Raw genomic sequence first — 26,398 nt, forward strand, 5'->3', positions numbered from 1 at the left:
AGATAGTTTTATACTTTTTTATCTGCTAATAAAAAGCTGGCATGATCTCTGCCAGCTCCTCATTAAGATTAACACCCTTTATTTGGTTTTTTCCAGTGATTCATTCCGGCACTTGGATAACCTGGTGTTGCTGCACCAGCTACTTGACTTCCAGGTCCATATCCCGGTACCATTTGGTTACTTGGCCCGTATCCTGGTGAAGTCGCGCCTGCCACCTGACTTCCTGGTCCGTATCCTGGTGTTGCTGCTCCTGCTACTTGACTTCCTGGCCCGTATCCTGGTGAGGTTGCGCCTGCTACTTGACTTCCTGGCCCGTTCCCAGGTGTTTGGAAGGATCCTCCATATTCATCAACACTGTTAAACGTATTTCTAACAGAAGTGGAATGAGGGTATACATGCCTATTTCTAGTTAGATGATGATTCATGACTGTCGTATGAGAAGGATGTACGTGCTCAACCGTATTCTCAAAACAATTATGAACAACATTTTCTCTAACAGGGTAAACGACTCGATCTGTCGGTCTTGGACGACCACAATCTGGTCTATGGTGTCTCATAAATAATCCCCTTTCTTCAAATAGATACACTATTAACCTATGGCAAATGACTATGGGGTGTATAATGCATTTACCTATTTTGAGGAAAAAGACTATGATTATCGCGCCCGATTTATCATAGGATATCTGACCAATCCTTTTATAATCGTTGGAGATGCGTATCTTTAAAACCTGTAGGGTATTTCAGACCATAGCCAAACATTCTATCCATTCCAATATGAGCGACCCATATCAATCCTATTATAAGTACAAAACTAATTATAAACGTTACCCCGATCAACACAACTAGTATGGGAAGAATATAGGAATGAAAAATGTTATATATAATGGCACCCACTTCATTATTAAATAAGTATCCAAGCATTGATAAGTCTGGTACGAATAATAACAGAATAAAAAGTAACCAACTAGCATCCATAGCAGCATAAAAATAAGTGCTTATTAATAAAACCATCAGCCCTTCTATATGTATAAATATTTTATTTATAGTATTCACCACCTAACCTCCAATTTCAAACAATCATTTTCTCAGCATGTTTTGGAATAATAAACAGGCTCATTTTTTTACCATTGTTACGGAGCCAATTATTTACTTGCCTGATTTGTTTTTTTAATCACCACCTATGAAGTAGCCAGTTAGCCACGTTTTCTAATAATTGCGGTGGTATAAATTTCTCCCTCATTTCTCCTTTTTCGTACTTATTTTAATCGTAATTGCCTTCTTTTTATGTTGTGGTACTTTTCCTTTATGTTGTTTTTTTAATAAATCCCTTATTTCTTTAAGTAGTTCTTCCTTTGCGTCACGCTTAGGTTCTTTTTCTTTGTCGCCCCTGATCTTATTGATCAGACGTATGAAAAAAAAGATTGATACGGCTATTACTACAAAATCAAATACTGACTGGATAAACTCACCATACAAAATTTCTGCTCTTCTGACGGTATATTTTAAGTTTGTAAAGTCAATCCCATCTATTAAGATTCCCAATAATGGCATCATGATATTCTCGACTAGTGAAGTCACAATTTTTCCGAATGCAGTCCCGATGATAACAGCAACTGCGAGTTCGACTACGTTTCCTTTCAATGCAAAATCTTTAAAATCTGGCCACAAAAGACTCACCCTCTATTATAGGTTGTACTATTTTTATATGTTATGGATTGGGTGAATAGCACACTTGTGGCAAGGTGAAATTTGATGGAGTACATTCTCTGTTGCGGAATTGTGAACTTTGGCTTTTGTGTTGTGAACTTTGGCTTTTGAACGGTAACTTTGGCTTTTGCTCTATAACTTTGGCCTAAACACCCAAAACTTTGGCTTTTTACTCAAAACAGGTATTTTTCCTTTCATAATTCCCAATTACTCAATGGCAAGATATACCTCCTACCGTATCAAATTTTCTCATATTATTTTTTCAAGCTTAGCTAATTTGCCTTTAGTAAATTATTTAAAAATTTAATATTGCGGAAATAGTCAAAACGTGCTAAAGTACTCTTTAAATAAAGTATTCACTTTATATTTATATTAAAATAAAGGTAACACTTCTTTTCTTAAAAAATGACTTCTCCGCGGAGGACTGTATGGAACATATATTTAGTTCAATTAAAAAAAAGCAAGCGACTTTTTCGAAGGCGTTTAAAAGGGTTTCCACCTACGTCTTTAATGACCCAAAAATCTTCGCAATTCATTCGGCAGCCCAGGCTGGCAGACGAATGGGCGTAAGTGAAACAACTGTTATACGATTTAGTCATGCACTTGGTTATTCCGGTTACAAGGCGCTACAAGAAGATGTACAGTTCAATCTTTTTCAAAAAAGTAGTTTAAGTGATTATGCCGAAACGAAACGCTCAGAAAATAACCACTCCATTAAAGCTATGATGCATAACGATATGGATAATATTTTAAAACTAACAGAACAAATAGCAGATCAGGACCTTGAGGAAACTGTTACTAGAATAGCTAATGCTGATCGGTTACTTATTTCGGGGGTCCGCTCATCACATGCACTAGCTAGCTGGTTCTCGTTTGCACTTGATCTCGTAGTTGGAAATACCCGTTTTTATCAACCAAATGTTGATGATGTGTTACTACGTATCAGTGAATTAACGAAACGTAGTGTCTTTGTAGCTTTTTCATTTCACCGTTATGCGGTAGAAACAGTGCATATTGCAAAATTGGCTCAACAACAGGGAGCATTCGTCATCGCATTCACGGATTCTCCATTTGCTCCTATAACAGAATTCTCGGATCTTACGTTAGCTGTACAATTAAATGTAAAATCTACACTAGATGCTGCACCTGTTGTCTTCTCATTAATGAACAGTATTGTCTCAACAATATCATTACGAAATTCAGAAGCTTTCCAGGAAAGAGTTGAACGTTTTGATTCTATTGAAGCACAGGATTTTTTCCCATAATATCAATTGAAAGGAGTTTTTATACGTGAAATCAACTATTGAAAAATTAACGCCTACGTTAACAGATATATTCAGACATTTACATGAACATCCGGAAATTAGTTGGGAAGAATATGAAACAACCCAATATATTAAAAATTTATTCGAAGAGTATGCATGCAGGGTGTCTACCTTTAAAAACTCCACTGGTTTAGTGGTTGAAGTCGGTCAAGGGAAACCAGTCGTTGGGTTACGAGCAGATATTGATGCACTTTGGCAGGAAGTGAACGGTACATTTCAGGGAAATCATTCCTGTGGACATGATTCTCACATGACTATTGCAATTGGATCTTTACTAACCTTGTTAGAGGGTGGACATCCAGACAATGGTACATTCCGGTTTATTTTTCAACCTGCAGAGGAAAAAGGAAATGGAGCTTTAACTCTTGTAGAGGAGGGGATAATTGATGATGTCGACTTTTTATATGGCATGCACCTAAGACCAATCCAAGAGTTGCAACATGAGCAATTTGCACCTGCTATCCAACACGGTGCAGCTAGATTCCTAGAAGGTACCATTCGCGGAGAAGACGCCCATGGTGCTCGCCCACATTTAAACGCAAATGCTATTCAAGTGGGGAGTGAATTTTTCCAGCACATTAACAGTATACATATCGACCCTATGATTCCACATTCGGTTAAAATGACATCCTTTCAAGCAGGCGGGAAAAACGCTAATATCATTCCAGGTTCTGCAACATTTTCATTAGATTTGCGTGCCCAAACCAATGAAGCGATGGATGATTTGATGGCTAAGGTGGAACGTATTAGTAATATGCTTGCGGATTATCACGAAGTAAAAGTGGATTTGAAAATGAGTGCAAATGTTGCTGCTGCGGTAATTAATGACGAAGCAAGTTCGATTATGCGAGAGGCAATCATCGAATGTGTTGGTGAGGAGAAACTCGAACCGATGATCACCACTACTGGTGGAGATGATTTTCATTTTTACACGATCAAACGACCTAATGTAAAAGCAACTATGCTTGCGATCGGATGTAATCTACAACCAGGACTTCATCATCCAGATATGACGTTTAACCACGATGCAATACCACCGGCAGTTGAAATCGTAACAGATGCGTTAATCAAAACGGTTAAAAAATACAACCAGGCATAAGGGAGGCTTATCCATGACAGAGCAAATTGAAATCAGACGGCTAACCACGATGGACGAATTACATGACATGCAACATGTGGAGGAAGCCGTATGGGACATGCCCCCTACTCCCGTTCATCAGACACATACAGCCTTGCATAATGGTGGAATTATTTTAGGAGCTTTCACGGAGGAAAAAATGATCGGTTTCCTGTATAGCTTTGCTGGCTTTGACGGTAAAAATGCTTATCTTTGTTCGCATATGCTGGGAATAATATCCACGTACCGTAAAGGTGGACTCGGAATGCGGATGAAGTTCAAACAGGCCGATATTGCTAAAAGTTTGGGTTATACCAAGATTACGTGGACATTCGATCCACTTGAAAGCCTTAATGCATATTTGAATTTACACAAACTAGGTGCTAATGGAGCTTATTATAAAGAAAATCATTATGGTTCAATGGATGATGGGCTAAACCAAGGACTACCTACAGACCGCATCAAAATTGAATGGAATCTGGACAAAGAGCAAACAAAAAAAGATATCCATTTTGACGAAGCTAAATTATTACTACGTAAAGAAAATGATCACCCTGTCGTCACAGATACCTTCACAAATAATTTTTCCAAAAATGAGGGTGGTTGGTTTGTCACTGTTCCTGCACATTTCCAATTGATCAAGCAACAAGACATACAGCTCGCAAAAAATTGGCGATATGAGACACGCAAGGTTTTCCAGGCATTATATTCAGAAGGTTACCAGGCAAAAGATTTTATCCATGATGGTTCAAATGATGTAAGCTATTACTATTTTTCAAAATAGTTTAGGATATATGCTATAAAATCAGGAGGTAATAACAGTGACTATTCCAATAAAACAGATAAAATTACACAAGTTGAAGATGCGTCTAAACGATCCATTCACAACAAGCTTTGGCACATTTCAAGATAAGGAATTCTTTGTAACAGAAGCTGTAGATGATGAGGGAAATCGTGGTTTTGGCGAATCCGTAGCGTTTACAAGCCCATGGTACAGCGAGGAAACCGTGCAGACAAATTTACATGTAATGGAAGACTTCTTAATTAAAACATTACAGGAAAATAAAATTGAGCATCCAGATGAGGTCTCTGAACTTTTCACTCCAATCAAGCGTAATAATATGGCTAAATCTGCTTTGGAAGGTGCTGTTTGGGACCTTTATGCGAAACAGAAAAACATATCCCTCGCTCAAGCTCTTGGCGGTAAAAAGACTGAAATTGACGTTGGGATCAGTATCGGCATCCAGCCTACTGTTGATGATTTACTCCAGACTATTGATCATTACGTCCAAAAAGGGTATAAACGAATCAAGATTAAAATCAAACCTGGCTGGGATATTGACGTATTACGTGAGGTACGTAACCATTTTCCTGACACGCCAATTATGGCAGATGCTAATTCCGCATATACGCTAAAAGATATTGATCACTTAAAACAACTGGACGATTTGAATTTAACTATGATCGAACAGCCACTTGAACACGATGATATTGTTGATCATGCCAAGCTGCAAGCAGTAATGAAAACACCAATCTGTTTAGATGAAAGTATTCATTCTCTCTCAGACACCAGAAAAGCTATTCAGCTTGGCAGCTGCAAAATTATCAATATAAAAATTGGCCGAGTCGGTGGACTTACGGAAGCAAAACGAATTCACGAATATTGTAAGGACAATGGTATTCCCGTTTGGTGTGGTGGCATGTTAGAAGCCGGAATAGGACGAGCACATAACATTGCATTAACCACGTTGCCACAATTTATTTTGCCCGGGGATACTGCAGGATCATCACGATACTGGGAAAGAGACATTATAAAGCCTGAAGTTGTCGTGCAAGATGGTGTCATTAACGTACCAGATAAACCAGGAATCGGATACGATATCGATGATGAAGCATTAGAAAAATTTGCAGTGGATGTAAAAACATTTAATTTTAACTAATACTGGTTTCCTTGGAGATGACTTCTTAAGCTTACTTCATAGAAAAACGTATATCTCTGTTTAAAATATACCTAAATTAGAAAGGAGAAATATTTTATGAAGAACCTATTCGAAGGGGCATTTGGAAGATACATTCTTCCCGCAATCATTTTACAATCTGTATTAATCGGAGGAGGTTTCGCAACTGGGCGAGAGATTGTCGAGTTTGGTGCAAAGTATGGCGCGCTTGGCTGGATTGGTGGATTAGCTATCTTCGTTGGTTTTACTGTCATGGCAATTCTTACATTTGAGTTTGCTCGAAAATTTAAAGCATACAATTATCGAACTCTATTAAAAGAACTTATTGGTCCTTTTTGGTTTTTATTTGACATTGTCTATTTATTACTTGCCATCTTAATTATCGCAATCATGGCATCTGCAACTGGTGAAATTTTAAACAATACACTTGGTATGAATTATTGGCTTGGAGTAGGACTCATTACAGCAGTAGTTGGTGTATTGAACTTCTATGGTAAAGGACTTATCGAACGATTTAAGACATTTGGTACATTGTCACTAATGTTTGGTTATCTCATTTTCGCGATTATGGTGATTTCAACTACATGGGAAGACGCATCCGCAGTTCTAAGCTCTGGTGATACTAGTTTCATGCCTGATAACGTCTCTATTTGGATAGTATTATGGAGTGGGATTCTATATGTAGGTTATAACCTGGCTGTTTATCCAGCAACACTATTTACGATTGAACGTCAGCAAGCACGTAAGGAAGCAGTTATTTCCGGTATTATCGCTGGTGTATTTATGACTTTCCCTTGGTTCTTAACCTACTTTAGTCTGCTAGGACATTATCCATCTGAAGATGTATTAGGTGCTTCAGTTCCTTGGCTTGTCATGTTAAGTGATTTTCCAACTTGGGTAATTGTCATTTTTGGAATTGTAGTAGGGTGGACGTTAATCGAAACATCTTCTGGAATGATCCATGCATTTGTTGATCGATTGGAATCCCAGATGGAGGAGCTTGCAAATAAGTCTCTGACAGCGGCCCAAAAAGGGATTATCGCAATTGGAACACTCGTACTAGCAATGATCCTGTCACAGGTTGGAATCATCGATCTGATTGCTGTAGGATATACTGCCTTAGCATATGCGATGATTGCTGTTTTTGCCCTACCGTTGTTGACAGTTGGTGTGTATAAGCTATTCTTTAAACGTGAGGAAGATACTCCTGCAAAAGAAGACGCTAGTAATTTATAGAGATTTGATTAGAACCCTGCACATTAATGTGCAGGGTTCTTTGATGAATATAGGATAGAACGACGCTTCTTTTCAGCTCACTTTTTTTACAAGATTGTTTTTGTAGAGTTTGTTGCCTTTTGAGAGAATAGATATAAACTCTGACGTAACTTACCGCTCTGGAAATACACTTCGCGCACCAGTGAGCTTCTTCATGCTGACGCATTTTTAGAATCACACCTATACCTTTCCTCCCGCTGTCATCCATGTATCGCAAAAACAGCTACACACCAGAAATACACGAAGACTCCTTGAAAATACAGACCAATTTTCTGCGTGCGATGTAATGCTGCCGGAGCTTTCCTTGCCGCTGGTATACTTGGATCCTCTATGGGCATGATCTGTCTTGAAAGGCTAAAAGCCGTTGTTTCATCAGGCAGCCAAGCCTATCATACCCACCTCTCCAAATAAAATCCTATGTTTGTTAACGTTGAAAACTATAAATACTGACTGTATATAATCCTTCTACAAAGATACAAATCTAGCATTTTTGGTAACTTTACTTACGTTGAAGACGACGGAAAACCATACTGTATATAAGAAGCAGTTTAGTTTAAGAAGGAAATAGGATTTAAATAGAAAAGGAATAGCAATTGAGCTACTCGAATTCCCTTTGATTAGTGATTATACTAAACCTGTTAATAAAGTTTTATTTATTTTACTGGACCTTTAGTGATCTCAGTAAGTTTAGAATTAATGGCAAATATCTTTGCATTTACATCTAATATTCCAAATCCAGCTAATCTTTTAGAATGCATTTCTATATATTTTCAGCTGCTTCTTTTGTTTCGAAAATATAAATTCCACCAGCTTCATTTGTTTCGGGACTTTCTGTCCAAATTTTCCACATAAAGCCTTCTTCTTCGTTGATACTTTTCGCTAAATCAGAAAAGGCATCTGCCATTTAATCTCCGGATGGGCCATGCATTTTAAAATCCACTTGTAATACGTATGCCATTTTCATCCTCCTTGTTATTTTGTCGTTGTAAAATATAATTCACCTAGAATTTCCTTCGTTTTATAGCTGTTTGGTGATAGCTCTTTTTCAATAAAAGCATTAAGATCCAATTTCTCAACATCGTACATCACTTCAATTTCCTTCGAAAACAATAGCTTTTCCTTTTCAAGCAAGGTAGAAAAAGATGGTTGTTGTTTTGGCTTCAGTTCTTCCACATTTAAAACTTGTTTTAATCCTTCAACATAATATTCAAACGGACGGCCTCCAACTATTTTTACGCCTTTATTTTCCTCATTGGTCATGATAATGGTAGGAAAACCTCTGGCACCTAAGCTTCTAGTAAGATCAAAATCTTCATTCAATAATTGTTGTCCGATTGGTTGTTCAGCTTCATTTAGAATGGCTTCTCCATCAAGACCAATTTTATTTACGATTTCGATCATAACGGATTCATCTGAAATATTTTGATTGAATGCGAAAAGAGCTTCTCTTGCACGGCGTAAATATTCAAATGCCAAAGCATCATTATGATTTTTTTGAATTACCTTAAATACACGAGAGGGAGGGTAGGAGGACTGAACTGGATTATCTATCATCAAAGTCCCATCAATCGGCATTCTTGAATATTCTCCCACTTCCCTCCAGTGACCAGCAACATCAGCTGGTTTATAAATGCCGTTTGCAGGATCGATTGGTCCGTCATGCCATTTTTCCAGCAAACCACCCATAACCGTATGAAAGTTAAAATAATCACCATACTGCTCAACAAAACGACGAAGTACAGGTTCAATCGCCCAGCAATGAGAACAGATAGGATCCGTCACATAATAAAGATTAATCAATTTATTTGGTTGGTTGAAGTCAATAACCTCCATTTCCTCTCCTTCAGCTACTCCGCATACACCTGTTTCTAAATCACAAATCATATTATTATTATTTTTCAATTCATTTCCCCCCATTTCTATAGAATAAGCGAGGAAAAAGAAGCAAAACTCTTATCCCTTGCTTTAAATCATTCCTGAAATTATTTTCAATCCAGTAGACCAATCTACGACCTCATTTAACATTGTTTGAACGGTTTCTTCATGAAATGGTGCAGGTTTAAAGGTTCTCATTTCTTCAAAATCAGTAAAAAGAATAAGCGCTGGTTGAGTTCCTACCGTTGCAAGTTTTGGTACAGTTAGAATTAATCTCAAATGGTTAGCTGCTGTAACTCCAAGAGTAGAACCATAACTTACAATTCCTGCAGCTATATTATTCCACTCAACATATAGATAATCGATGGCATCTTTCAACTCAGAAGTAACTGCTTTGTTATATCCCGGAGTGACAAAAACAAACCCATCAAGGTTTAATCTTTAATATCCACCAACTCAAATTCAGCCTCTGTTCTTTGATCTGCGATGGATTTTAGCCAATTTAATTCCTCCTAAAAATGTGTATAACAAAGTATGCTTATTAAACATCGATATGCATGCTAAGTATTTGCTTACAATTAAATTTTATAACATAATGAAAATCAACAACACCAATAGTTTGTTGCAAATGTTGCTTATACAACAAATTGAAGATAGTGTTTAAAAAGTAGGAGGGAGATCAACATGACTCAACCAAAGACGGATCCCCGAATTCAACGTACCCATAAATTAATCATGGATTCTTTCATGGAACTTTCAAGTAAAAAAGAATTCAAGGATATTACCGTTAAGGATATTACAGCAGAGGCTATGATTAATCGTGCCACGTTCTATTACCATTTTGAAGATATATATGACTTATTGGAAAAGGTATTATCAGAAGTATTGTTAGTTAATTTGGATTGTGATTACTACCAAAATAACGAACTAAATGAAGAAGCGTTGGTTAGTATCTTCATAGCAATCACAAATTTCCAAAAGTCTTTATCTAATCGTTGTCATAGAGGATACGAAGATACCATTGCTCGTATTATTAGGGAACAGCTCGAAATCGTTTTTTACAAAATGTTGTTAAAACAAAATAAAACTGAAGAGGATGAAGCTCTAAAAATTACTGCTGTCATATTAAGCTGGGGAATTTACGGGGCTTCTGTAGAATGGAGAAGAAATAGTAATAAGATACCACCGGAAGAATTTATCAAATTAGCAATTCCTTATATAATGTCTGGGATTGATTTTGGTTCTAAAAACTAACAAGTACAAGTAAATATGTTGCAAATGAAATCATTAAATACTTCTTACTCATGTATTAATATTTGGTGGAGGTTGGAACCAGTGTATGAATGGGTGGCATGTTTACAAATTGATTCGGATATAGTTTTAAATCCTCGTAATAGTGACATCGCATATAACATTGTGAAAGAATCCACTTAAACTATTTGGTACAAGAGTTTAAGTAGATATTGTGAATTCCCGCCTGCTCTTATTGAGTGAACGCAGTAGTATATTTCAATAAGAGGAAGAGGTAATTCGAAAATCAAAATAAGAGGTTTAAGAATGTGTCCAGGCAAACTGTTAAGGCTTTATTTGTAGTTTCGCTGATTTTAATAGTAATAGGCTATACAATTCTATATGCAATTGTTTTCACAATAGGAATTTATATATTCATTCCGATACTAGCTGTTTTTTTAGTAAGAAAAACATTTATATTTGTTCAAGCTAAAACTAACCTTCCTACTTGCGTTCAAGGATGTAAGAGTTTTTAAAAAAGGGCGATCATCAATTTGATCGTCTTTTCTTATCGGAAAATTCAATAGTGAATTTGGAATATTATGTTAGTGTTAAAGTATGGAGATATCGAACTAACAAAATAGTTCAACTAAGGATAAACTATATTAAGTAGATTTGTTAATAAAAAGGAGAACCTTTATGAAAATACAAAACAGAATGCCAAAGACTGATGATAGAACACATTTAAACTTAGTTGAAAACGAATGGTTTCCAATGAAGGAGCCTAAAAGTTTGGGTATGTCTATTCTATTATCCATTCCTTTAATGATTTTAAATGCACTTATTACCATAGGTATGATAAATACTTTCTCAACTATTTCTTTAAATGAATTTGGTCTAACCTCTGATTCCATATCAATAACACTTAATTTGGGTGTAATTATCTGGATATTTTTACTTTTAGTTATTCACGAACTATTCCATTTGGTGTTTATTCCCAACTTCATTAAATCACAAAAAATATTTATTGGCCTTACTCTGTTTGGTGGTTATGTACTAACGGAAGAAAAAATATCCAAATCAAGATATATACTGGTTACGATGGCTCCTTTTATTATAATATCAATTCTCTTACCAATCACACTAAGTCTTTTAGGAATCCTAACACCTACACTCAAAGCCTTAATACTACTTAATTCTATGGCATCTTCTGTAGATATACTAAATCTCATTCTTTTATTAACACAAGTGCCGAAAGAAACAGTTTTAATAAATAATGGAACGAAGACCTATTGGAAATACAAACAGAACGATAAGTATAATGAAACTACAGCATATTAAGTTTACAGCCCAGACTTATTAAAGTAACTGGTAGAAGAGTTGAAGAAACTTAAATTTTATTCGACATATTTATTTGCAATTAGAGGGGGACAACAATAGGGTTTATAATAACTTTCTTTAGTATTTGTTTGTGTAGCTTTTTAATTGCTAGGTTATTTAGCTTATCTGGTCGTAAATGGAGTCAGTCCCTTTGGTAAAATGATTTAGTTATTTGTTTAGCCCAAGCTCTGGTTATTACTCTTATATTTGTATTTTTCTTTTCTTTTCATACTAATAATTAAAAGACTTCCATTGTGCTAACGGGGGCTTAGTTTAAATAAGCATTTGAAAATAAATAGAAGTAAAATCTCAGTTCAGTGAACTGAGATTTTTTATTATTAATTATAAATATCACTACAAATACGATACAAATAGTTATACAAATTTAGTTGCATTTTAAAGTGTACTTCTGTGTTTTGTGATAGCAAACGGAACCCGTTACCCTTACTAGGGACTATTTTGTGAATTCTTCAGTTAATACTGTAACGATTTGTTTTTTACGGGAAACAACACCTTTTAATACTGCTCTATTATTTTCAAGTGTTGTACCAAATGCCTTTTCAACCTTATCAGCACCAGCTCCACTTGCTAGCACTTCTGAGTCGTTGTTTAAAATATCTGTTACAACGAATAGGAATAACTTGAGATCCTTATCTTTAATGATCTGTGCGATTTCTGTTTCAACTTCATCCTGAAATGCATAAATTTCACTTGGATCAACGGTGTTAACTTGTGCAATTTCTACTTTACTATCACCCATGGAAAATTCTTTTGCGTCCATGGATAGTAATTGTGCAACCGTTTTATCACTAAGATCTGCACCAGCCTTTAGCATTTCCAATCCGTATGTATCCAGATCAACTTCTGCTATTTCTGCGAGTTCGTGCGCCGCATCAATATCAACTTGTGTACATGTTGGCGATTTTAATAATAAAGAATCAGATATAATCGCTGATACTAATAATCCAGCAATTTCCTTTTCAAGGGCTATACCGTTCTCTTTATACATCTTGTTAAGAATAGTTGCTGTACATCCAACAGGCTCTGCACGAAAATAAAGTGGTTCTTTTGTTTCGAAGTTTGATACACGGTGGTGGTCAATCACTTCGATAATTCGTACGTCTTTTATGTTTTCAACGCTTTGTTGAAATTCATTATGATCTACCAAAATCACATTTTTTATATCCTCAGGTACTTTTTCAATAAACTGAGGAGCTTCTACCCCGAATTGATCCAATGCGTACTGTGTTTCCTGACTAACTGATCCAAGTCTAGCTGGTTCAGCGTTCATTCCTAACTTATTTTTCAAGTCAGCATACGCGATAGCTGAACAAATTGTATCCGTATCCGGATTTTTATGCCCAAAGATAAATGTCTTGTCCATGTTCCATTCTCCTTCTCATACAATTGTTTATGAAAACTAATCCACCTACAAGATTACCATAATCGTATAAATGTTGAATAGTAATTTACTTAATTAACTTGCTCAAGTGTTTCTGTAACGCCCCAGATTTTATCATAGCCATTATAGCTATTTAGCGCAATATCAAGGTCGTGAAACAAACGATGCAAATTCCGTACATTTTCTGATTTTTGTTCTTCTACAGTTTTACTAGCGAGATTTTGTATATTTTGAAGATCGGTTAGGAGAGCGTCACTTGTTATATTTGGAATCTCTTCTTGAAGCTTTTGGTCGATCGTTTTTGCTTGTTCTACTTGTTCATTCCAATCTAGTGAACTTATTCCTCCATAACCAGTCGTATCATTATAAAAATCATGCATCTCAGAAACAAATCCTCCAATATCTTCATGATCCTTACCTACCGTATCCTGGACCTTTTCCACTTCTTCTACCGTTTCTTGTGATGCAGGCTCTTCAGTTGTTTCTTCGCTAGCTTGTTGGTCATCAGTAAACAGGTTATTAATATCAAGATCTAATACATTAACAAAAAATAAGAATGAACCTAAAGTCGTAATTAGGATAACACTTATCATTGTCCACCCAAACCATCCCATTCCAAACTTTCTTTTAGCCAAAAAAGACACTCCTTATGTTATTGTCTGTTTTTAGTATAACAAAATGTATATACATTTTATTGTATAGGGATTATCAGCACCGGATTTATATCTCATTCTTACCATTATACCAATCCATAATCCTCCGTTTTGTTTCCTCGTCATGAATTTCCTGTGCTCCAAAGCCACCGACATCAACTATGCTTATGTATTGTCCATGTGTATTTTGAAGCTTTACTAAGCAATAATTCTCCAAATGTGATGGTATAATTTCTAATATATCTTCGGTTTCGTATAGCTCATTGACTTTCTCTTTGTCTGATTCACCTAGGTTCCAATCGACTGTTCTTTCTTCCTGTTTCACTTGATTAAATGTATCCAAGTACCGCGCAGCGTTGTTTGTGGTAGAATTTTTATTGGGTGCAGGCATTTTTTCATTAATTTTATGAAGTAATTTAATTATTTCATAAAATCCAATAAACAACATTCCAGAAACAAATCCACCAAATGCCCAACCAAAAAATAAAGACCAATCCATTACTGATTGATAGTAACCATTTAGGTTAGTATTTACATTTGCTAGTGCAAATCCTAAAATCAATCCCAAACCTATTTGGATAACACCAATAGTAAATAATATTTTTGCTACTACATTTTCATTCATATATTCTCTCTCCTTTCCCCCTTATTAATTCTATATTAAGGAAACTTTTCCCTTTATTTCGTAAAACAAGTAATTTTACATTTATGTTTAATATTCTTATAGTTGAATTACAATATAAATTGGAGGGAATTTTATGTTAAAGCAATTTGATTCAACTAGAATTGCACTAGTAGCCTTTGTAAACAATCTTGATGAAAAAATAGTAGATATTCAACCGGAAAGCTTCAATAATACCATACGTTGGCATATTGGCCACGTATTAGTATCATCTGAAGGATTGTTGTTTGGATTTCCATCACAATCAACTAATATTCCAGAACATTACCATACGCTTTTCGCAACAGGTACAAAGCCAGCCGATTGGTCGGAAGATGTTCCAACTTTAAATGAGCTTGTTACTAATTTAGAAGAACAAGCAACGCGGATCAAACAATTATCAGATGAATTCTTTGAAAAAACACTTCCTTATACATTACCGTTTGGAAATTTCAAAACATATGGTGACGTGTTCCGTATGATTCTACAGCACGAATCAGAGCATCTAGGACAGATGAAGGCAATGAAACGAGTAGTCAACGAAAACTAATCAAAGAGGACATGAATTTATGAAAAAATATATTGTAATTGGTGCAGGAATCCTAGGTGCATCCACTGCATATCAATTAGCAAAAAGAGGCGCAGATGTAGTAATAGTTGACCGGAATGATAAAGGCCAAGCAACAGATGCAGCTGCAGGAATTGTCTGCCCTTGGCTATCACAACGACGAAACAAAGCATGGTACCAGTTAGCCAAAGGTGGGGCACGAATATACCCTGATTTGATTAAGGAACTTGCGAATGATGGCGAGACAGAAACCGGGTATTCTCAAGTGGGTGCGATTAGTCTTCATACGGACCTAACAAAATTAGTGGACATGGAAAAAAGAGCGCTAAAACGCCGGGAAGATGCACCAGAAATTGGAGAAATCACACTCCTAAACGAAGCAGAAACGCATAAAAGGTTCCCGCTTCTTGCTGAAGGATTCGGTTCCGTTCACGTTAGTGGTGGCGCTCGTGTTGATGGCCGAGCTTTACGAGATGCACTGATACTTGGGGCTCAGAAACACGGGGCAACCATGAAATATGGTGGTGCTCGTCTAGAACATGTTGGGGCTCAAATAACTGGTGTAGCAATTGGTGATGAAACGATCAAAGCTGATTCTGTAATTGCTACATCGGGGGCTTGGATGAATGAATTACTGTCACCCTTAGGGGTAGAATTTGATGTAACTCCACAAAAAGCACAGATTATGCATTTACAGGCCCCTGATTTGGATACTGCTAAATGGCCTGTCGTCATACCACCTACAAATCAATATATGTTAACAACCGATGATCATCGAATTATTGTCGGGTCGACTCATGAAGATCACGTTGGTTTTGATAAGCGTGTTACAGCTGGTGGGCTTCATGAAATTTTATCTGGGGCTCTTAAACTTGCTCCAGGACTAGCTGAGAGTACTGTTATCGAGACGAGAGTTGGATTCCGTCCATTTACGCCAGGATTTTTGCCTGTAATTGGTCCACTTCCTGGATATAATGGTCTACTTCTAGCAAATGGTCTAGGAGCATCAGGCCTGACAATGGGGCCATACATTGGTTCAGAACTAGCCAAGCTAGCATTGGATGAGAAAATGGAGATCGATATTTCCAACTATGATGTAGCAGGTGCAGTAAAATGAAAAAATCAAAAAGGGTGTCCAATTAAATGGCACACCCTTTTTCTTATTTTACAATTAGTACCGGACAGTCTGCTCGTTTCGCTACTTTATGACTGACACTTCCTAAAATAAACGTTTGTAGATTATTTAGTCCACGACTACCAATAACGACACAATCAAACTCGTTTTCATTTGCAAAGGAAACAATTGTCGGTCCTGCTTCACCGTGTAAAATATTAATATCATATTCTACGTCAGAGGCTTTAAGCAAATCCTCCACCGATTTAATTTTTTCCTTACGTTTTTTTTCAACTTCAAATTTGTTTGCATGGTGCAGTACATCAGACTTTGACTTATCCCCATCGACAACGTATAAAACTTCAATTTTACCGTCAAATTTTTCGGCAAGTTCTAGTGCATAATTCGTAGATCGAACTGAGTGCTCTGAACCGTCTGTAGCCAACAAAATATTTGAAAACATTAGCTCACCTCTTAAGAATCTAGCATTATATTTTTATCCTAACATACATTAATGCCCAGAGGCTTTAGATAAACCACCAATGCTATTCTTTAATTTTTTACTAGCATCATTTAAACCGGAATAATGAACTTCAATATTATTCTGTTCAAATTTCATTTCAATTTTATCCAGTGCACCAACTGCCGAATCATCCCATAAATGGGCATATGACAAGTCAATTTCCACTTCTTTTACAGAGTCATTAAAATTAAACTTTGCTGGGAAGTCATTAACAGATGCAAAGAACAATTGACCTTCCACTCGGTAAAGTTTCTTCTGTTCCTTAAACATCAATTCCTCGGTTACCTTCACCTTAGAAATTTTAGCTGCAAAGAATATGGCACTTAGCAATACACCTGCAAGAACACCTTTGGATAAATCATGCGTCACAATTACAATTGCAACAGTACTAACCATAACAATTGCATCTGTTCTTGGCAGTTTGTGAAGGTTTCGTACTGATGACCAATCAAATGTACCAATAGAAACCATGATCATAACACCCGCTAAAGCTGCCATTGGGATCTGTACAACCACACTACCTAATACGATGATTAAGAACATGAGGCACACACCTGAGACTAAGGAAGACAGTCGTCCGGTACCACCAGATTTAACGTTTATAACAGATTGTCCAATCATCGCACAACCTGCCATTCCCCCGAAAAACCCTGTCGCGACATTGGCAATTCCTTGCCCGCGACTTTCTTTATTTTTATTACTTTCCGTATCAGTCGCATCATCAACAATGTTTGCAGTAAGCAATGACTCTAGTAATCCCACAATCGCTAAAGCTAAAGAATATGGGAAAATAATCATTAATGTTTCAAACGTCCATGGTATAGATGGAATTAAGAATGCAGGCAACTGTTGGGTTAACGTTCCCATGTCCCCTACCGTCCGAACTCCAATATTTCCTATAATTGCAATAGCTGTTACCACAGTAATAGCTACTAGGGTTGATGGTATTGCTTTTGTAAAACGTGGTAAAATATATATAATTGCAAGCGTTAGGCCTACTAGTGCATACATAATCCAAGTCTCACCTACAAAATGCTGAAGTTGTGAGGTGAAAATTAAAATAGCTAATGCATTAACAAAACCGACCATCACCGAACGTGGTACGAATTTCATAACACTTGCTAGTTTAAATACTCCAAATAATATTTGAATTATTCCCGTTAAGATTGTAGCTGCTAATAGATATTGTAATCCATGATCAGCAATTAATGTGATCATTAGAAGCGCCATTGCTCCTGTTGCTCCTGAAATCATCCCGGGACGCCCACCTACAAATGCAATAACTATTGCAATACAAAACGATGCATAGAGTCCAACCATTGGATCTACTCCTGCGATAATGGAAAAGGCTATTGCCTCAGGGATTAGTGCTAATGCAACCACAATTCCTGCCAACACATCTCCTCTAACATTTCCAAACCATTCTTGCTTAAGTTGTTTTATTCTCAATGTTGTACCTCTTTCTATTAGTATAGTATTTCTTGGCTCTCATAAAGCCTTATCCGTAAACAACCACCGAATCATACCATACAAAATGAATTTTACAAAACCGTGAGTAAGCGTAGTCATTTCTCACATGCTTTTAAATGCTCTTTTTTTCTTCAAATATCTAGTTTTAATCATAAACGTAGTGTTAACCCCGAAAAATATTTACACCTTTATATTGTTTTGCTACGCTATTCTTATAAAGAATAAGGAGTGTTTTCTGTGCAGAAGAATAAGGTTATCGTTCTGTTAATCGTAATCGTCACAACAGCTGCTTTGATTTTCAGCTGGGTTTGGCTACAAGACCTCATGATTGACCATGATATAGACAAAAATACAGGAGACATGCAATTTCACTAAATAATATTTTTTCCCGATTATGGCAAAATAATTTTTGATTCATACGTACACCTTATAGATAAAGGTGGAATCAATATGAAAAGAATAATTTTGCTGTTTTCAGTGCTTAACATTATTTTTACTACTGGATGTATGCCAACTGAGGATAAAACAATCCAAAGCCAAGATGAATTGGTGAAATTAGATCATAAGGAAAGAGATTTTACTGCTGAATCACCAAAGAATTTTATACAAATAGATGAACAACATATAACAGATGAGAAACCTAAGAAAAGAGATGTAAAAGGGATATACCTTCACCGATATTCTATAATGGATAAAAATATCAATACATTTATTGACCTTATCAAGTCGACTAATTTAAACGCAGTCGTTATCGATGTGAAAGATGACTTCGGAAAGCTAACATATGATTCAAACATTGAAATGGTTAATGAAAACCGAGCAGACAGCAACTTCACTGTAAAAAATATGGAGAAACTTGTACAACGCCTGAAAGAGGAAGACATATATACAATTGCAAGGGTTGTCGTGTTTAAAGATCCACACTTAGCAGAACAAAAGAATGAATTTGCACTAAAAAGAAAAGATGGAAGTTTATGGGAAAATGATACTGGAGTAAAGTGGATAGATCCGTATAAAAAAGACGTTTGGAAATATGTTACAACTATTTCTCAGGAGGTAGCAGACTTCGGATTTGATGAAATCCAATACGATTATGTACGGTTCCCCGAAAATGCCAAAAAAGTTGAACAGGAAGTAACCTATGACAACAAAGCAGCAATCGAAAAAGATGATAACATTTCTGCTTTTTTAAAGTTTTCCAAAGAGCAACTGGAGCAACATCCCATATATGTTTCAGCTGATGTCTTTGGGCTAGTAACAACTGCTGAAGATGATATGGGGATCGGACAAACATGGGAAAAGATATCACCGCACGTGGATTATATTTCCCCCATGACATACCCATCACATTATGCACCGAATTCTTATGGAATAGATAATCCAGACCAGCACCCCTATGATTTAATGACAAACGCAATGAAAGATGCTCTCCAAAAGAATGAAAACCTTAAAACAACTGGAAAAATGCCAGCAATAATAAGACCATGGATTCAAGATTTTGATTTCAAAAGTGATTACACCAAAACGGACGTACAAAATCAAATCCAGGCACTAGAAGAACAAGGTATTAATCAATATTTAATTTGGAATGCATCGAATGAATATACGAAGCTAACTTTTGAGTCGTTGTGACCTTTAGTAAAATTGCATACTTTCAATCGGGCCATTAGATGGGCCCGTTTTTATGTTGGTGAAAGTTATCTTACTTGATGATTAGTTTTTAGCATCGTTGTTCGAATGTTGGCGCTGTCGATCGATTTTCCACGCTCTTGATCGATTTCCTGCGCTGTTGATCGAAAACGGACTGCTCTTGATCATTTTCGGATGTTGCTTGATCGATTTTCTGGGCTGTCGATCGATTTTCCGTTCTGCTGATCGAATTTCCGCTTTGTCGATCGATTTCCAGCTTTCTTGATCGATTTTCGACTCTGTTGATCGAAAGCGGACTGCTCTTGATCATTTTCGGATGTTGCTTGATCGATTTTCTGGGCTGTCGATCGATTTTCCGTTCTGCTGATCGACTTTCCGCTCTGTCGATCGATTTTCCGTTCTGATGATCGACTTTCCGCTTTGTCGATCGATTTCCAGCTTTCTTGATCGATTTTCGACTCTGTTGATCGAAAGCGGACTGCTCTTGATCATTTTCGGATGTTGCTTGATCGACTTTCTGGACTGTCGATCGATTTCCAGGCTTCTTGATCGATTTTCGACTCTGTTGATCGAAAACGGACTGCTCTTGATCATTTTCGGATGTTGCTTGATCGATTTTCTGGGCTGTCGATCGATTTTCCGTTCTGCTGATCGACTTTCCGCTTTGTCGATCGATTTCCAGCTTTCTTGATCGATTTTCGACTCTGTTGATCGAAAACGGACTGCTCTTGATCATTTTCGGATGTTGCTTGATCGATTTTCTGGGCTGTCGATCGATTTTCCGTTCTGCTGATCGACTTACCGCTCTGTCGATCGATTCCCAGCTTTCTTGATCGATTTTCCACTCTCTTAATCGACCCCAGCGCTCTTGATCGATTTTCCACTCTCTTAATCGACCCCAGCGCTCTTGATCGATTTTCCGCTCTGATGATCAAACCCACCTTCACGCATCAAGACAACAAAAAAAGACAGGCGCTACACCTGTCCTGCCTCACTCTTTCCAACTTTCCTTATCGTCATCTTCTATAATTCCCAAGACTACATCCGCAACCTCAGGTGTTCGCAGCAATTTGTCGGTTAGGCGAAATTTTATATCGTCGGCATCCGCTAGTGATAAGCCTTTCTTCAGTTCAACGGTTCCTTCAACATGAAACATACGGCCTTCCTGGATAATCCGAATGCGATAAATGTCTACAACCATTTCATCCTCTAATAACAAACCAGTAAGCTTATTTTCTACATCTGCAGGTGCTGCAACGCCAATTAGTCCAATCATATTGTCATAACCAACTCGAAAGGCTACGTAAACCATTAATAAACCAATGATAATCGTGAAGACTCCGTCCGCTACAAGGATCTCAAAAAATTGAACCATAACAATTCCAATCATTGCAAGGACAGCGCCAGATGTTGCAACTAAATCCTCGTAAAAAACAAGTCGTGTCGCTGGGGATGCTTTTCCAACACCTTTAAAAGCGGTTAGGATGACTCCGTTCGAGCTATCTGCGTGTGTTTCTTTAGCGATTTCTTTCATTGCTTTAAATAAAATGAACCCATCAATCAAAAGGGCTGCAATAAGAACAATTATATTTAAAAGAAAGTCACTAGCTTCAGACGGGTCCTGAATTAAATGCCATCCTTTCATAATTGTTTCATACGCCATCACAGTTACAACAATAACAGCCACCATACAAAAGATGTTGATGACACGACCAAAACCAGTAGGAAACCGCTTAGATGATGGGAACTCTGCCAGTACACTTCCGAAAAATACGAATCCCTGGTTAACAGCGTCTGCTAAAGAATGCATAGCAGAGGCAAACATCGTACCACTTCCACTAAGTCCTGCAGCAATTGCTTTAATGATAACTAAAAATGTATTTCCGAGTGCTGCTATCCCAGATGATGTATTGCCCTTTTTAATCTTTTCCATCAGGCTCATTTAGTTAGCCTCCCAATTATTTTACTAATAACGGTTTATTAACTACTCGCTCTAGAATGTGGCAGTTCTTTATCGACAAATTTCTTATCTAAGTCATCAATAAATCTACGAAACGCGTAATAAGAATGTTGAAATATAGGACTTTGAATAAATGTAAAAATAAACGTAAATACAAAAACTGGTCCACCTAATAGTAAACCAATGACTAATACAGAACTCTCCGTAATAATTCGAACCCTGCTGATTGGCGCATTTAATTTATCAGAAATCGATAACATAAATCCATCTCTTGGGCCAGATCCAACGCCTGCAGCATTATACATGCCTCCGCCAAAACCCATAATGACAATTCCTGTGACAATAATGAGGTAATCTGTCCACGTGTGACTTGCTGTAGGTAAAAAATCAAGCCATAAAAAAAGATCAACAAACACTCCAATGAGCACGGCATTGAAAAATGTACCAAGCTTAATGTAACTCTTATCAAGAATCCAGGAAACGATGATTAATATGAACCCAATTATGATTGCCCATGTACCTATAGATAATCCTATTTTTTCATAAAGTCCTACATTTAATACATCCCATGGGTGTATTCCTAAATGCTGGACGTTTATCGATATAGTAATTCCTAAACTAAATACCATAAGTCCCAAAAAGAACAAGGACCAGCGAGTCATCATCAACATATATATCCTTCTTTCAATGTGTATGTAATAACATTATATTGAAGTATTTTAAAAGAAGATGCAAGGTTTTAATATGAATGATAATGTAAACTTAATGTTGGGAATTAGTATTATTGGAATAACTACTATTATTTGTACCATTCTGTCGATTGTAACAGGAGAGTGGGCTATTTTATTAGTAAGCATCATTCCTAATCTAATGAATTACTGATTGCATTTACTAAATAGTGGCATTTAAGCGAAAAACGAAGCTTAACCAATTCAACTGGCTAAGCTTCTACTTCTTGAAAGTCATACACTTTATAGTTGTTCTTACCATCTTCTTTTGCATTATAAAGTGCCTTGTCAGCATATTTACAAATATCATTCGGTGTTATAGATTTCTGTGGTGGTGAAATGACAATTCCCATACTTGTCGTTGTTACTACTACTTGACCATCTACACACCACGGTTCATTCATATTATCAATGATTCGCTTGGCCAATTCTTCTACATCTTCACTTGAGGATATATCGGGTAATAAAACAATAAATTCATCTCCACCAAGTCTTGCCAGCATGTCCTCATCACGAATAATTTCATTAATTCGTTTACCAAATTCCTGTATTACTTTATCACCCATATCATGTCCAAACTTGTCATTTATCTTTTTAAACTCATCTAAGTCCATCATAATCAAAGCTAGTCGATCATCTGTTTCCATCACCTTTTGTAACTGTAATGTTAATTGATCCATAAATAAACGGCGATTAGGCAGTTCAGTTAAAGGATCATGGTAAGCCATATACTGAAGCTTTAGTTCATAATCTTTACGCAGTGTAATATTCCTTGACACAACTACCATATGGACAAATCGATCTTTTTCATCATAAACTGGCGACCCATGTAACTCTGACCAGATCCAATCTCCATTTCCGTGCATTTGTCTAAATTGTTCTTTCCATGGTTGATGATTTTTAATCGACGTGACAAACGACTCTTGTATGGCATTTGCATCCTCTTGGTGAACATTGTGAAGAAAGGAATTCCTAATATATTCTGTGTCATCAAACGCTAAAACTTTTTTATAAGATGGTGAAACATAAACGATTTCATAATCACTATTAATAATGGTGATTAGGTCATTTGAGTTTTCCGTAATAATCCGTGACAGATCCTCACTTTCCTTATATTTTCTGCCTAATTTTATTTGTTCGTTTATATCTTTAAAGATTCCATAAATCCCTACTATTTCTTCATTTACTATGATAGGAGTAAATTTCATGATGACCTCAATGGTTTCACCAGATGAATGGAGTATGGTTAGTTGCCGGCTTTTTGGCTTGCCATTGAGCGCATCTTTAAAACTTTGTTCTGCTTCTTCTAAGTTCTGACTTGTGATCAATTTTGAATATGGACGATCAATAAATTCCTCTGCTTTACATCCAAAAACAGTTTCGACTGCTTTATTACCATTTAAAATATTACCATTTAAATCAATAGATAAAATGCCATCCAAATTGTAATCAAACAAGGAACGATATTTTTGTTTGTTAATGTCTAGAGCATCCCTTGATTGTTGTATTTTTAATTCTGTAAGTTTTCTTTTCGTTATGTCTTTTACTAATGCAACAATGTACACGCCGTTATCCTGTTCTTCGTAAAGAGGAGTCAATGTTGTTTCAGAATGCTTAGTGCCGTATGAAGATTCATAGATATCTTCATATGTGAGACTTTCTTGAGTTTTTAATACTTCCGTATATTTTTCTATTAAATGATCTGCTATTTTTTTTGGATATACTTCTTGAATGGATTTCCCGATGACATCTTTAGTAAGAATAGTTCTTTCCAAGACTGTTTGGTTCAGAAATTTATAGAAAAAATTAGAATCTTTATCGACACTGATCACAAAAACCATTTCTTTTATGCCATTCATCAATACTTTATTAAGAAAGAATCCTTTATCACTGTCCACACTTGACTCCTCCCTTCAATATTTATAATTTTATAAAAATAATCTTCATACTTCTATTATATACTTATTAGAAATGTTTTCTAGTACCTTTTTACTAGTTTTTTCACTGCGTATAATATCTTTCCTATTAGAGAAATACTAAAGGAAGTATTACTTCATGTAGCTACATACAGAAAGAGGGGCCTATATGAAAAAAGTAACTTCCGTTTTTTATATTACTTTGGCACTTACATTAGCTCTATCTGTTTGGGGTTCTATTGCTCCGGTTCGTTTTGAAAACTATTCAGCTGCACTTCAAAACTACATATCCATTCACTTTGGCTGGTACTATTTAATAATCGTTTCACTGTTTGTCGTCTTCTGCCTATACCTTATATTCAGTCCATATGGGAAACTCAAGCTTGGCAAGCCTGATGATAAACCAGATTTTAGCTATCCTACCTGGTTTGCGATGTTATTCAGTGCAGGCATGGGAATTGGACTAGTGTTTTTCGGTGCCGCTTCACCTATTTCTCACTATATCAAAACTCCACCACTTGCTGAACCTGGCACAACAGAGGCGCTTGAGGATTCATTGCGAATAACATTCTTTCATTATGGCGTTCATGCCTGGGCAATTTATGCAGTTGTTGCTCTAGTGCTCGCTTATTTCAAATTTCGCCACGATAAACCTGGACTAATAAGTGCTACACTGGAACCGATTTTTGGTGAACGAATGAATGGAGCCTGGGGAAAAGCAATTGATGTCATTGCCGTGTTTGCAACCATAGTTGGTGTAGCGACAACATTAGGATTTGGTGCGACTCAGATCAACGGTGGTTTCTCCTATTTGTTTGGTATAGCTAACGAATTTTGGGTACAATTAATTATCATTTTCGTTGTAACTGTATTGTTTATGATTTCCACCTACACAGGCCTTAGTAAAGGAATTAAATACTTAAGTAATGCCAATATGGGGCTATCTGGTATTCTCTTTTTTGCTACATTAATTATTGGTCCAACCCTTTACATTTTAAATTCTTTTACCGATACTATCGGGGCATACATTCAAAGTCTGCCTACAGAAAGTGTGCGTATTTCGCCAAACAATGATGATGAACGTCAATGGATTACCAACTGGACTGTCTTCTTTTGGGCTTGGTGGATAGCATGGGCACCGTTTGTCGGCATCTTCATTGCCCGAATATCAAAAGGACGAACCATTCGTGAATTCTTATCAGGTGTATTAATTGTTCCGTCTGTTGTTAGTTTCCTCTGGTTCTCAACATTTGGTATAACAGGTATTCAAGCACAAAACAATGGTGCAGATATCGCCAGTCTTCCTGATGAACAAGTATTATTTGGAGTGTTTGATCAACTTCCCTTTAGTTTTATCTTATCTATATTGGCCGTATTACTAATTGGTACATTTTTCATCACATCAGCTGATTCTGCTACCTTTGTATTAGGTATGCAAACGACAAACGGGTCCTCAGATCCTCCGACAATGGTTCGGTTTGTATGGGGCATCGCCCAATCAGCGATAGCTGCAGTTCTTTTATATACAGGCGGCCTTCAAGCTTTACAGAATGCATTAATTTCAGCAGCATTTCCGTTCTCCATTATCATGTTACTTATGATTTACTCTCTATATAAAACATTACGAAAAGATAAAGGTAAAATACATTAAAGGAGCTACATAGTTATAATGTAGCTCCTTTCCTATTCAATAATCAGTATTTAATTGATTTTCATTTCTTCCTTCTCCACTACATGTCGGACATTTCTTTTTAAAGCTAAGGAATAAGAGTCTATTCTCTACCTCTCCTTTTCCTTCACAGTCTTCACATATAGTATAAACCTGAATTATTCATACTTCCAAGTTAAGGCATAAACTGAAATTAAAGCTAAGCACTTTTTGCTTT

At 36.5% G+C, this 26,398-nt stretch carries 27 protein-coding genes and 1 pseudogene; 13 read left to right on the forward strand and 15 right to left on the reverse strand.

What is annotated here, in order from left to right; translation table 11 throughout:
- Window positions 1–68: 68 nt before the first annotated feature.
- The 3 genes from ACFQ3N_RS19410 to mscL all read right to left on the reverse strand — a co-directional run bounded on the left by ACFQ3N_RS19410 (window position 69) and on the right by mscL (window position 1,668).
- Complete coding sequence (locus ACFQ3N_RS19410; RefSeq protein ID WP_390364725.1) at window positions 69–557, reverse strand: CotD family spore coat protein; 489 nt, start codon at window positions 555–557, stop codon at window positions 69–71.
- Window positions 558–696: 139 nt separating this feature from the next.
- Window positions 697–1,044 carry a DUF4260 domain-containing protein gene (locus tag ACFQ3N_RS19415; RefSeq protein ID WP_390364787.1) on the reverse strand — a complete coding sequence of 116 codons (348 nt, stop codon included), beginning with the start codon at window positions 1,042–1,044 and terminating at the stop codon, window positions 697–699.
- 192 nt (window positions 1,045–1,236) lie between these two features.
- A complete protein-coding gene (gene mscL, locus ACFQ3N_RS19420) occupies window positions 1,237–1,668 on the reverse strand; it encodes a large conductance mechanosensitive channel protein MscL (protein WP_390364727.1) in 432 nt (143 codons plus the stop codon).
- A 467-nt stretch (window positions 1,669–2,135) separates the two neighbouring features.
- Between mscL and ACFQ3N_RS19425 the strand changes: the two genes are divergently transcribed.
- The 5 genes from ACFQ3N_RS19425 (at window position 2,136) to ACFQ3N_RS19445 (ending at window position 7,343) form a co-directional block, all read left to right on the forward strand.
- A complete protein-coding gene (locus tag ACFQ3N_RS19425) occupies window positions 2,136–2,972 on the forward strand; it encodes a MurR/RpiR family transcriptional regulator (RefSeq protein ID WP_390364729.1) in 837 nt (278 codons plus the stop codon).
- 25 nt (window positions 2,973–2,997) lie between these two features.
- Window positions 2,998–4,131, forward strand: a complete 1,134-nt coding sequence (locus tag ACFQ3N_RS19430; protein WP_390364731.1) for a M20 peptidase aminoacylase family protein — start codon at window positions 2,998–3,000, stop codon at window positions 4,129–4,131.
- A gap of 13 nt (window positions 4,132–4,144) precedes the next feature.
- On the forward strand, window positions 4,145–4,933 hold the full coding sequence (locus ACFQ3N_RS19435; RefSeq protein ID WP_390364733.1) for a GNAT family N-acetyltransferase: 789 nt from the start codon (window positions 4,145–4,147) through the stop codon (window positions 4,931–4,933).
- A gap of 43 nt (window positions 4,934–4,976) precedes the next feature.
- Window positions 4,977–6,089, forward strand: a complete 1,113-nt coding sequence (gene menC, locus ACFQ3N_RS19440; RefSeq protein ID WP_390364788.1) for an o-succinylbenzoate synthase — start codon at window positions 4,977–4,979, stop codon at window positions 6,087–6,089.
- A 96-nt stretch (window positions 6,090–6,185) separates the two neighbouring features.
- Window positions 6,186–7,343 (forward strand): YkvI family membrane protein, encoded by a 1,158-nt coding sequence (locus ACFQ3N_RS19445; RefSeq protein ID WP_390364735.1) that lies wholly within the window; start codon window positions 6,186–6,188, stop codon window positions 7,341–7,343.
- A 692-nt stretch (window positions 7,344–8,035) separates the two neighbouring features.
- Here ACFQ3N_RS19445 and ACFQ3N_RS19450 read toward each other — a convergent pair.
- The 3 genes and pseudogenes from ACFQ3N_RS19450 to ACFQ3N_RS19460 form a co-directional block, all read right to left on the reverse strand.
- A pseudogene (locus ACFQ3N_RS19450) lies at window positions 8,036–8,286 on the reverse strand (monooxygenase).
- Window positions 8,287–8,354: 68 nt separating this feature from the next.
- A complete protein-coding gene (locus ACFQ3N_RS19455; protein WP_390364790.1) occupies window positions 8,355–9,266 on the reverse strand; it encodes a DsbA family protein in 912 nt (303 codons plus the stop codon).
- Window positions 9,267–9,347: 81 nt separating this feature from the next.
- A complete protein-coding gene (locus ACFQ3N_RS19460) occupies window positions 9,348–9,635 on the reverse strand; it encodes a hypothetical protein (RefSeq protein ID WP_390364737.1) in 288 nt (95 codons plus the stop codon).
- A gap of 306 nt (window positions 9,636–9,941) precedes the next feature.
- Here ACFQ3N_RS19460 and ACFQ3N_RS19465 point away from each other — a divergent pair, with 306 nt between their 5' ends.
- Window positions 9,942–10,511 carry a TetR/AcrR family transcriptional regulator gene (locus ACFQ3N_RS19465; protein ID WP_390364739.1) on the forward strand — a complete coding sequence of 190 codons (570 nt, stop codon included), beginning with the start codon at window positions 9,942–9,944 and terminating at the stop codon, window positions 10,509–10,511.
- Between the two features lie 675 nt (window positions 10,512–11,186).
- Window positions 11,187–11,828, forward strand: coding sequence for a DUF3267 domain-containing protein (locus ACFQ3N_RS19470; RefSeq protein WP_390364741.1), 642 nt, complete (start codon window positions 11,187–11,189; stop codon window positions 11,826–11,828).
- Between the two features lie 493 nt (window positions 11,829–12,321).
- Here the strand turns inward: ACFQ3N_RS19470 and ACFQ3N_RS19475 are convergent, their stop codons facing one another.
- The 3 genes from ACFQ3N_RS19475 to ACFQ3N_RS19485 all read right to left on the reverse strand — a co-directional run bounded on the left by ACFQ3N_RS19475 (window position 12,322) and on the right by ACFQ3N_RS19485 (window position 14,547).
- Window positions 12,322–13,251 (reverse strand): manganese-dependent inorganic pyrophosphatase, encoded by a 930-nt coding sequence (locus ACFQ3N_RS19475; protein WP_390364743.1) that lies wholly within the window; start codon window positions 13,249–13,251, stop codon window positions 12,322–12,324.
- Between the two features lie 89 nt (window positions 13,252–13,340).
- Entirely contained in the window at window positions 13,341–13,904 is a 564-nt protein-coding gene (locus ACFQ3N_RS19480; RefSeq protein ID WP_390364745.1) for a hypothetical protein, read from the reverse strand.
- Between the two features lie 85 nt (window positions 13,905–13,989).
- A complete protein-coding gene (locus ACFQ3N_RS19485; protein ID WP_390364747.1) occupies window positions 13,990–14,547 on the reverse strand; it encodes a hypothetical protein in 558 nt (185 codons plus the stop codon).
- Window positions 14,548–14,680: 133 nt separating this feature from the next.
- Here ACFQ3N_RS19485 and ACFQ3N_RS19490 point away from each other — a divergent pair, with 133 nt between their 5' ends.
- Together ACFQ3N_RS19490 and ACFQ3N_RS19495 are read left to right on the forward strand one after the other, a co-directional pair.
- On the forward strand, window positions 14,681–15,133 hold the full coding sequence (locus ACFQ3N_RS19490; RefSeq protein ID WP_390364749.1) for a DinB family protein: 453 nt from the start codon (window positions 14,681–14,683) through the stop codon (window positions 15,131–15,133).
- 19 nt (window positions 15,134–15,152) lie between these two features.
- Window positions 15,153–16,268: an NAD(P)/FAD-dependent oxidoreductase gene (locus ACFQ3N_RS19495; RefSeq protein WP_390364751.1), complete on the forward strand. Its 1,116-nt coding sequence runs from the start codon at window positions 15,153–15,155 to the stop codon at window positions 16,266–16,268.
- 43 nt (window positions 16,269–16,311) lie between these two features.
- On the opposite strand, the gene ACFQ3N_RS19500 is transcribed toward ACFQ3N_RS19495, so the two are convergent.
- Together ACFQ3N_RS19500 and ACFQ3N_RS19505 are read right to left on the reverse strand one after the other, a co-directional pair.
- Window positions 16,312–16,728: a universal stress protein gene (locus ACFQ3N_RS19500; RefSeq protein ID WP_390364753.1), complete on the reverse strand. Its 417-nt coding sequence runs from the start codon at window positions 16,726–16,728 to the stop codon at window positions 16,312–16,314.
- Window positions 16,729–16,776: 48 nt separating this feature from the next.
- Window positions 16,777–18,237 (reverse strand): SulP family inorganic anion transporter, encoded by a 1,461-nt coding sequence (locus tag ACFQ3N_RS19505; protein ID WP_390364755.1) that lies wholly within the window; start codon window positions 18,235–18,237, stop codon window positions 16,777–16,779.
- 258 nt (window positions 18,238–18,495) lie between these two features.
- Between ACFQ3N_RS19505 and ACFQ3N_RS19510 the strand changes: the two genes are divergently transcribed.
- Window positions 18,496–18,633 carry a hypothetical protein gene (locus ACFQ3N_RS19510; RefSeq protein ID WP_390364757.1) on the forward strand — a complete coding sequence of 46 codons (138 nt, stop codon included), beginning with the start codon at window positions 18,496–18,498 and terminating at the stop codon, window positions 18,631–18,633.
- A gap of 75 nt (window positions 18,634–18,708) precedes the next feature.
- Window positions 18,709–19,890, forward strand: coding sequence for a putative glycoside hydrolase (locus tag ACFQ3N_RS19515; RefSeq protein WP_390364759.1), 1,182 nt, complete (start codon window positions 18,709–18,711; stop codon window positions 19,888–19,890).
- 88 nt (window positions 19,891–19,978) lie between these two features.
- Here ACFQ3N_RS19515 and ACFQ3N_RS19520 read toward each other — a convergent pair whose 3' ends face one another.
- The 3 genes from ACFQ3N_RS19520 to ACFQ3N_RS19530 all read right to left on the reverse strand — a co-directional run bounded on the left by ACFQ3N_RS19520 (window position 19,979) and on the right by ACFQ3N_RS19530 (window position 22,539).
- Window positions 19,979–20,644, reverse strand: a complete 666-nt coding sequence (locus ACFQ3N_RS19520) for a hypothetical protein (protein ID WP_390364761.1) — start codon at window positions 20,642–20,644, stop codon at window positions 19,979–19,981.
- Window positions 20,645–20,899: 255 nt separating this feature from the next.
- The gene (locus tag ACFQ3N_RS19525) at window positions 20,900–21,850 is read right to left on the reverse strand and encodes a cation diffusion facilitator family transporter (protein ID WP_390364763.1); all 951 of its coding nucleotides are present in this window, start codon (window positions 21,848–21,850) and stop codon (window positions 20,900–20,902) included.
- A gap of 38 nt (window positions 21,851–21,888) precedes the next feature.
- Window positions 21,889–22,539, reverse strand: coding sequence for a YczE/YyaS/YitT family protein (locus tag ACFQ3N_RS19530; protein ID WP_390364765.1), 651 nt, complete (start codon window positions 22,537–22,539; stop codon window positions 21,889–21,891).
- Between the two features lie 73 nt (window positions 22,540–22,612).
- On the opposite strand from ACFQ3N_RS19530, the gene ACFQ3N_RS19535 reads away from it, so the two are divergent.
- Window positions 22,613–22,750: a hypothetical protein gene (locus ACFQ3N_RS19535; RefSeq protein WP_390364767.1), complete on the forward strand. Its 138-nt coding sequence runs from the start codon at window positions 22,613–22,615 to the stop codon at window positions 22,748–22,750.
- A 58-nt stretch (window positions 22,751–22,808) separates the two neighbouring features.
- Here the strand turns inward: ACFQ3N_RS19535 and ACFQ3N_RS19540 are convergent, their stop codons facing one another.
- Window positions 22,809–24,494, reverse strand: coding sequence for a diguanylate cyclase domain-containing protein (locus ACFQ3N_RS19540; protein WP_390364769.1), 1,686 nt, complete (start codon window positions 24,492–24,494; stop codon window positions 22,809–22,811).
- A 187-nt stretch (window positions 24,495–24,681) separates the two neighbouring features.
- On the opposite strand from ACFQ3N_RS19540, the gene ACFQ3N_RS19545 reads away from it, so the two are divergent.
- On the forward strand, window positions 24,682–26,163 hold the full coding sequence (locus tag ACFQ3N_RS19545) for a glycine betaine uptake BCCT transporter (RefSeq protein WP_390364772.1): 1,482 nt from the start codon (window positions 24,682–24,684) through the stop codon (window positions 26,161–26,163).
- Window positions 26,164–26,398: the final 235 nt, after the last annotated feature.

The organism is Virgibacillus byunsanensis (genome assembly GCF_042675965.1).
Lineage (GTDB): Bacteria > Bacillota > Bacilli > Bacillales > Amphibacillaceae > Virgibacillus_R > Virgibacillus_R byunsanensis.

Excerpts from the sequence above, each read along its gene's own strand:
- ACFQ3N_RS19545 (WP_390364772.1), top strand. The coding sequence starts at position 24,682 with ATGAAAAAAGTAACTTCCGTTTTTTATATTACTTTGGCACTTACATTA.
- ACFQ3N_RS19465 (WP_390364739.1), top strand. The coding sequence starts at position 9,942 with ATGACTCAACCAAAGACGGATCCCCGAATTCAACGTACCCATAAATTA.
- ACFQ3N_RS19500 (WP_390364753.1), bottom strand. The coding sequence starts at position 16,728 with ATGTTTTCAAATATTTTGTTGGCTACAGACGGTTCAGAGCACTCAGTT.
- ACFQ3N_RS19530 (WP_390364765.1), bottom strand. The coding sequence starts at position 22,539 with ATGTTGATGATGACTCGCTGGTCCTTGTTCTTTTTGGGACTTATGGTA.
- ACFQ3N_RS19525 (WP_390364763.1), bottom strand. The coding sequence starts at position 21,850 with ATGAGCCTGATGGAAAAGATTAAAAAGGGCAATACATCATCTGGGATA.
- ACFQ3N_RS19455 (WP_390364790.1), bottom strand. The coding sequence starts at position 9,266 with ATGATTTGTGATTTAGAAACAGGTGTATGCGGAGTAGCTGAAGGAGAG.
- ACFQ3N_RS19495 (WP_390364751.1), top strand. The coding sequence starts at position 15,153 with ATGAAAAAATATATTGTAATTGGTGCAGGAATCCTAGGTGCATCCACT.
- ACFQ3N_RS19425 (WP_390364729.1), top strand. The coding sequence starts at position 2,136 with ATGGAACATATATTTAGTTCAATTAAAAAAAAGCAAGCGACTTTTTCG.
- ACFQ3N_RS19520 (WP_390364761.1), bottom strand. The coding sequence starts at position 20,644 with ATGATCAAGAGCAGTCCGTTTTCGATCAACAGAGTCGAAAATCGATCA.
- ACFQ3N_RS19490 (WP_390364749.1), top strand. The coding sequence starts at position 14,681 with ATGTTAAAGCAATTTGATTCAACTAGAATTGCACTAGTAGCCTTTGTA.
- ACFQ3N_RS19410 (WP_390364725.1), bottom strand. The coding sequence starts at position 557 with ATGAGACACCATAGACCAGATTGTGGTCGTCCAAGACCGACAGATCGA.
- ACFQ3N_RS19485 (WP_390364747.1), bottom strand. The coding sequence starts at position 14,547 with ATGAATGAAAATGTAGTAGCAAAAATATTATTTACTATTGGTGTTATC.
- ACFQ3N_RS19475 (WP_390364743.1), bottom strand. The coding sequence starts at position 13,251 with ATGGACAAGACATTTATCTTTGGGCATAAAAATCCGGATACGGATACA.
- ACFQ3N_RS19515 (WP_390364759.1), top strand. The coding sequence starts at position 18,709 with ATGAAAAGAATAATTTTGCTGTTTTCAGTGCTTAACATTATTTTTACT.
- ACFQ3N_RS19535 (WP_390364767.1), top strand. The coding sequence starts at position 22,613 with ATGAATGATAATGTAAACTTAATGTTGGGAATTAGTATTATTGGAATA.
- ACFQ3N_RS19445 (WP_390364735.1), top strand. The coding sequence starts at position 6,186 with ATGAAGAACCTATTCGAAGGGGCATTTGGAAGATACATTCTTCCCGCA.
- ACFQ3N_RS19435 (WP_390364733.1), top strand. The coding sequence starts at position 4,145 with ATGACAGAGCAAATTGAAATCAGACGGCTAACCACGATGGACGAATTA.
- ACFQ3N_RS19470 (WP_390364741.1), top strand. The coding sequence starts at position 11,187 with ATGAAAATACAAAACAGAATGCCAAAGACTGATGATAGAACACATTTA.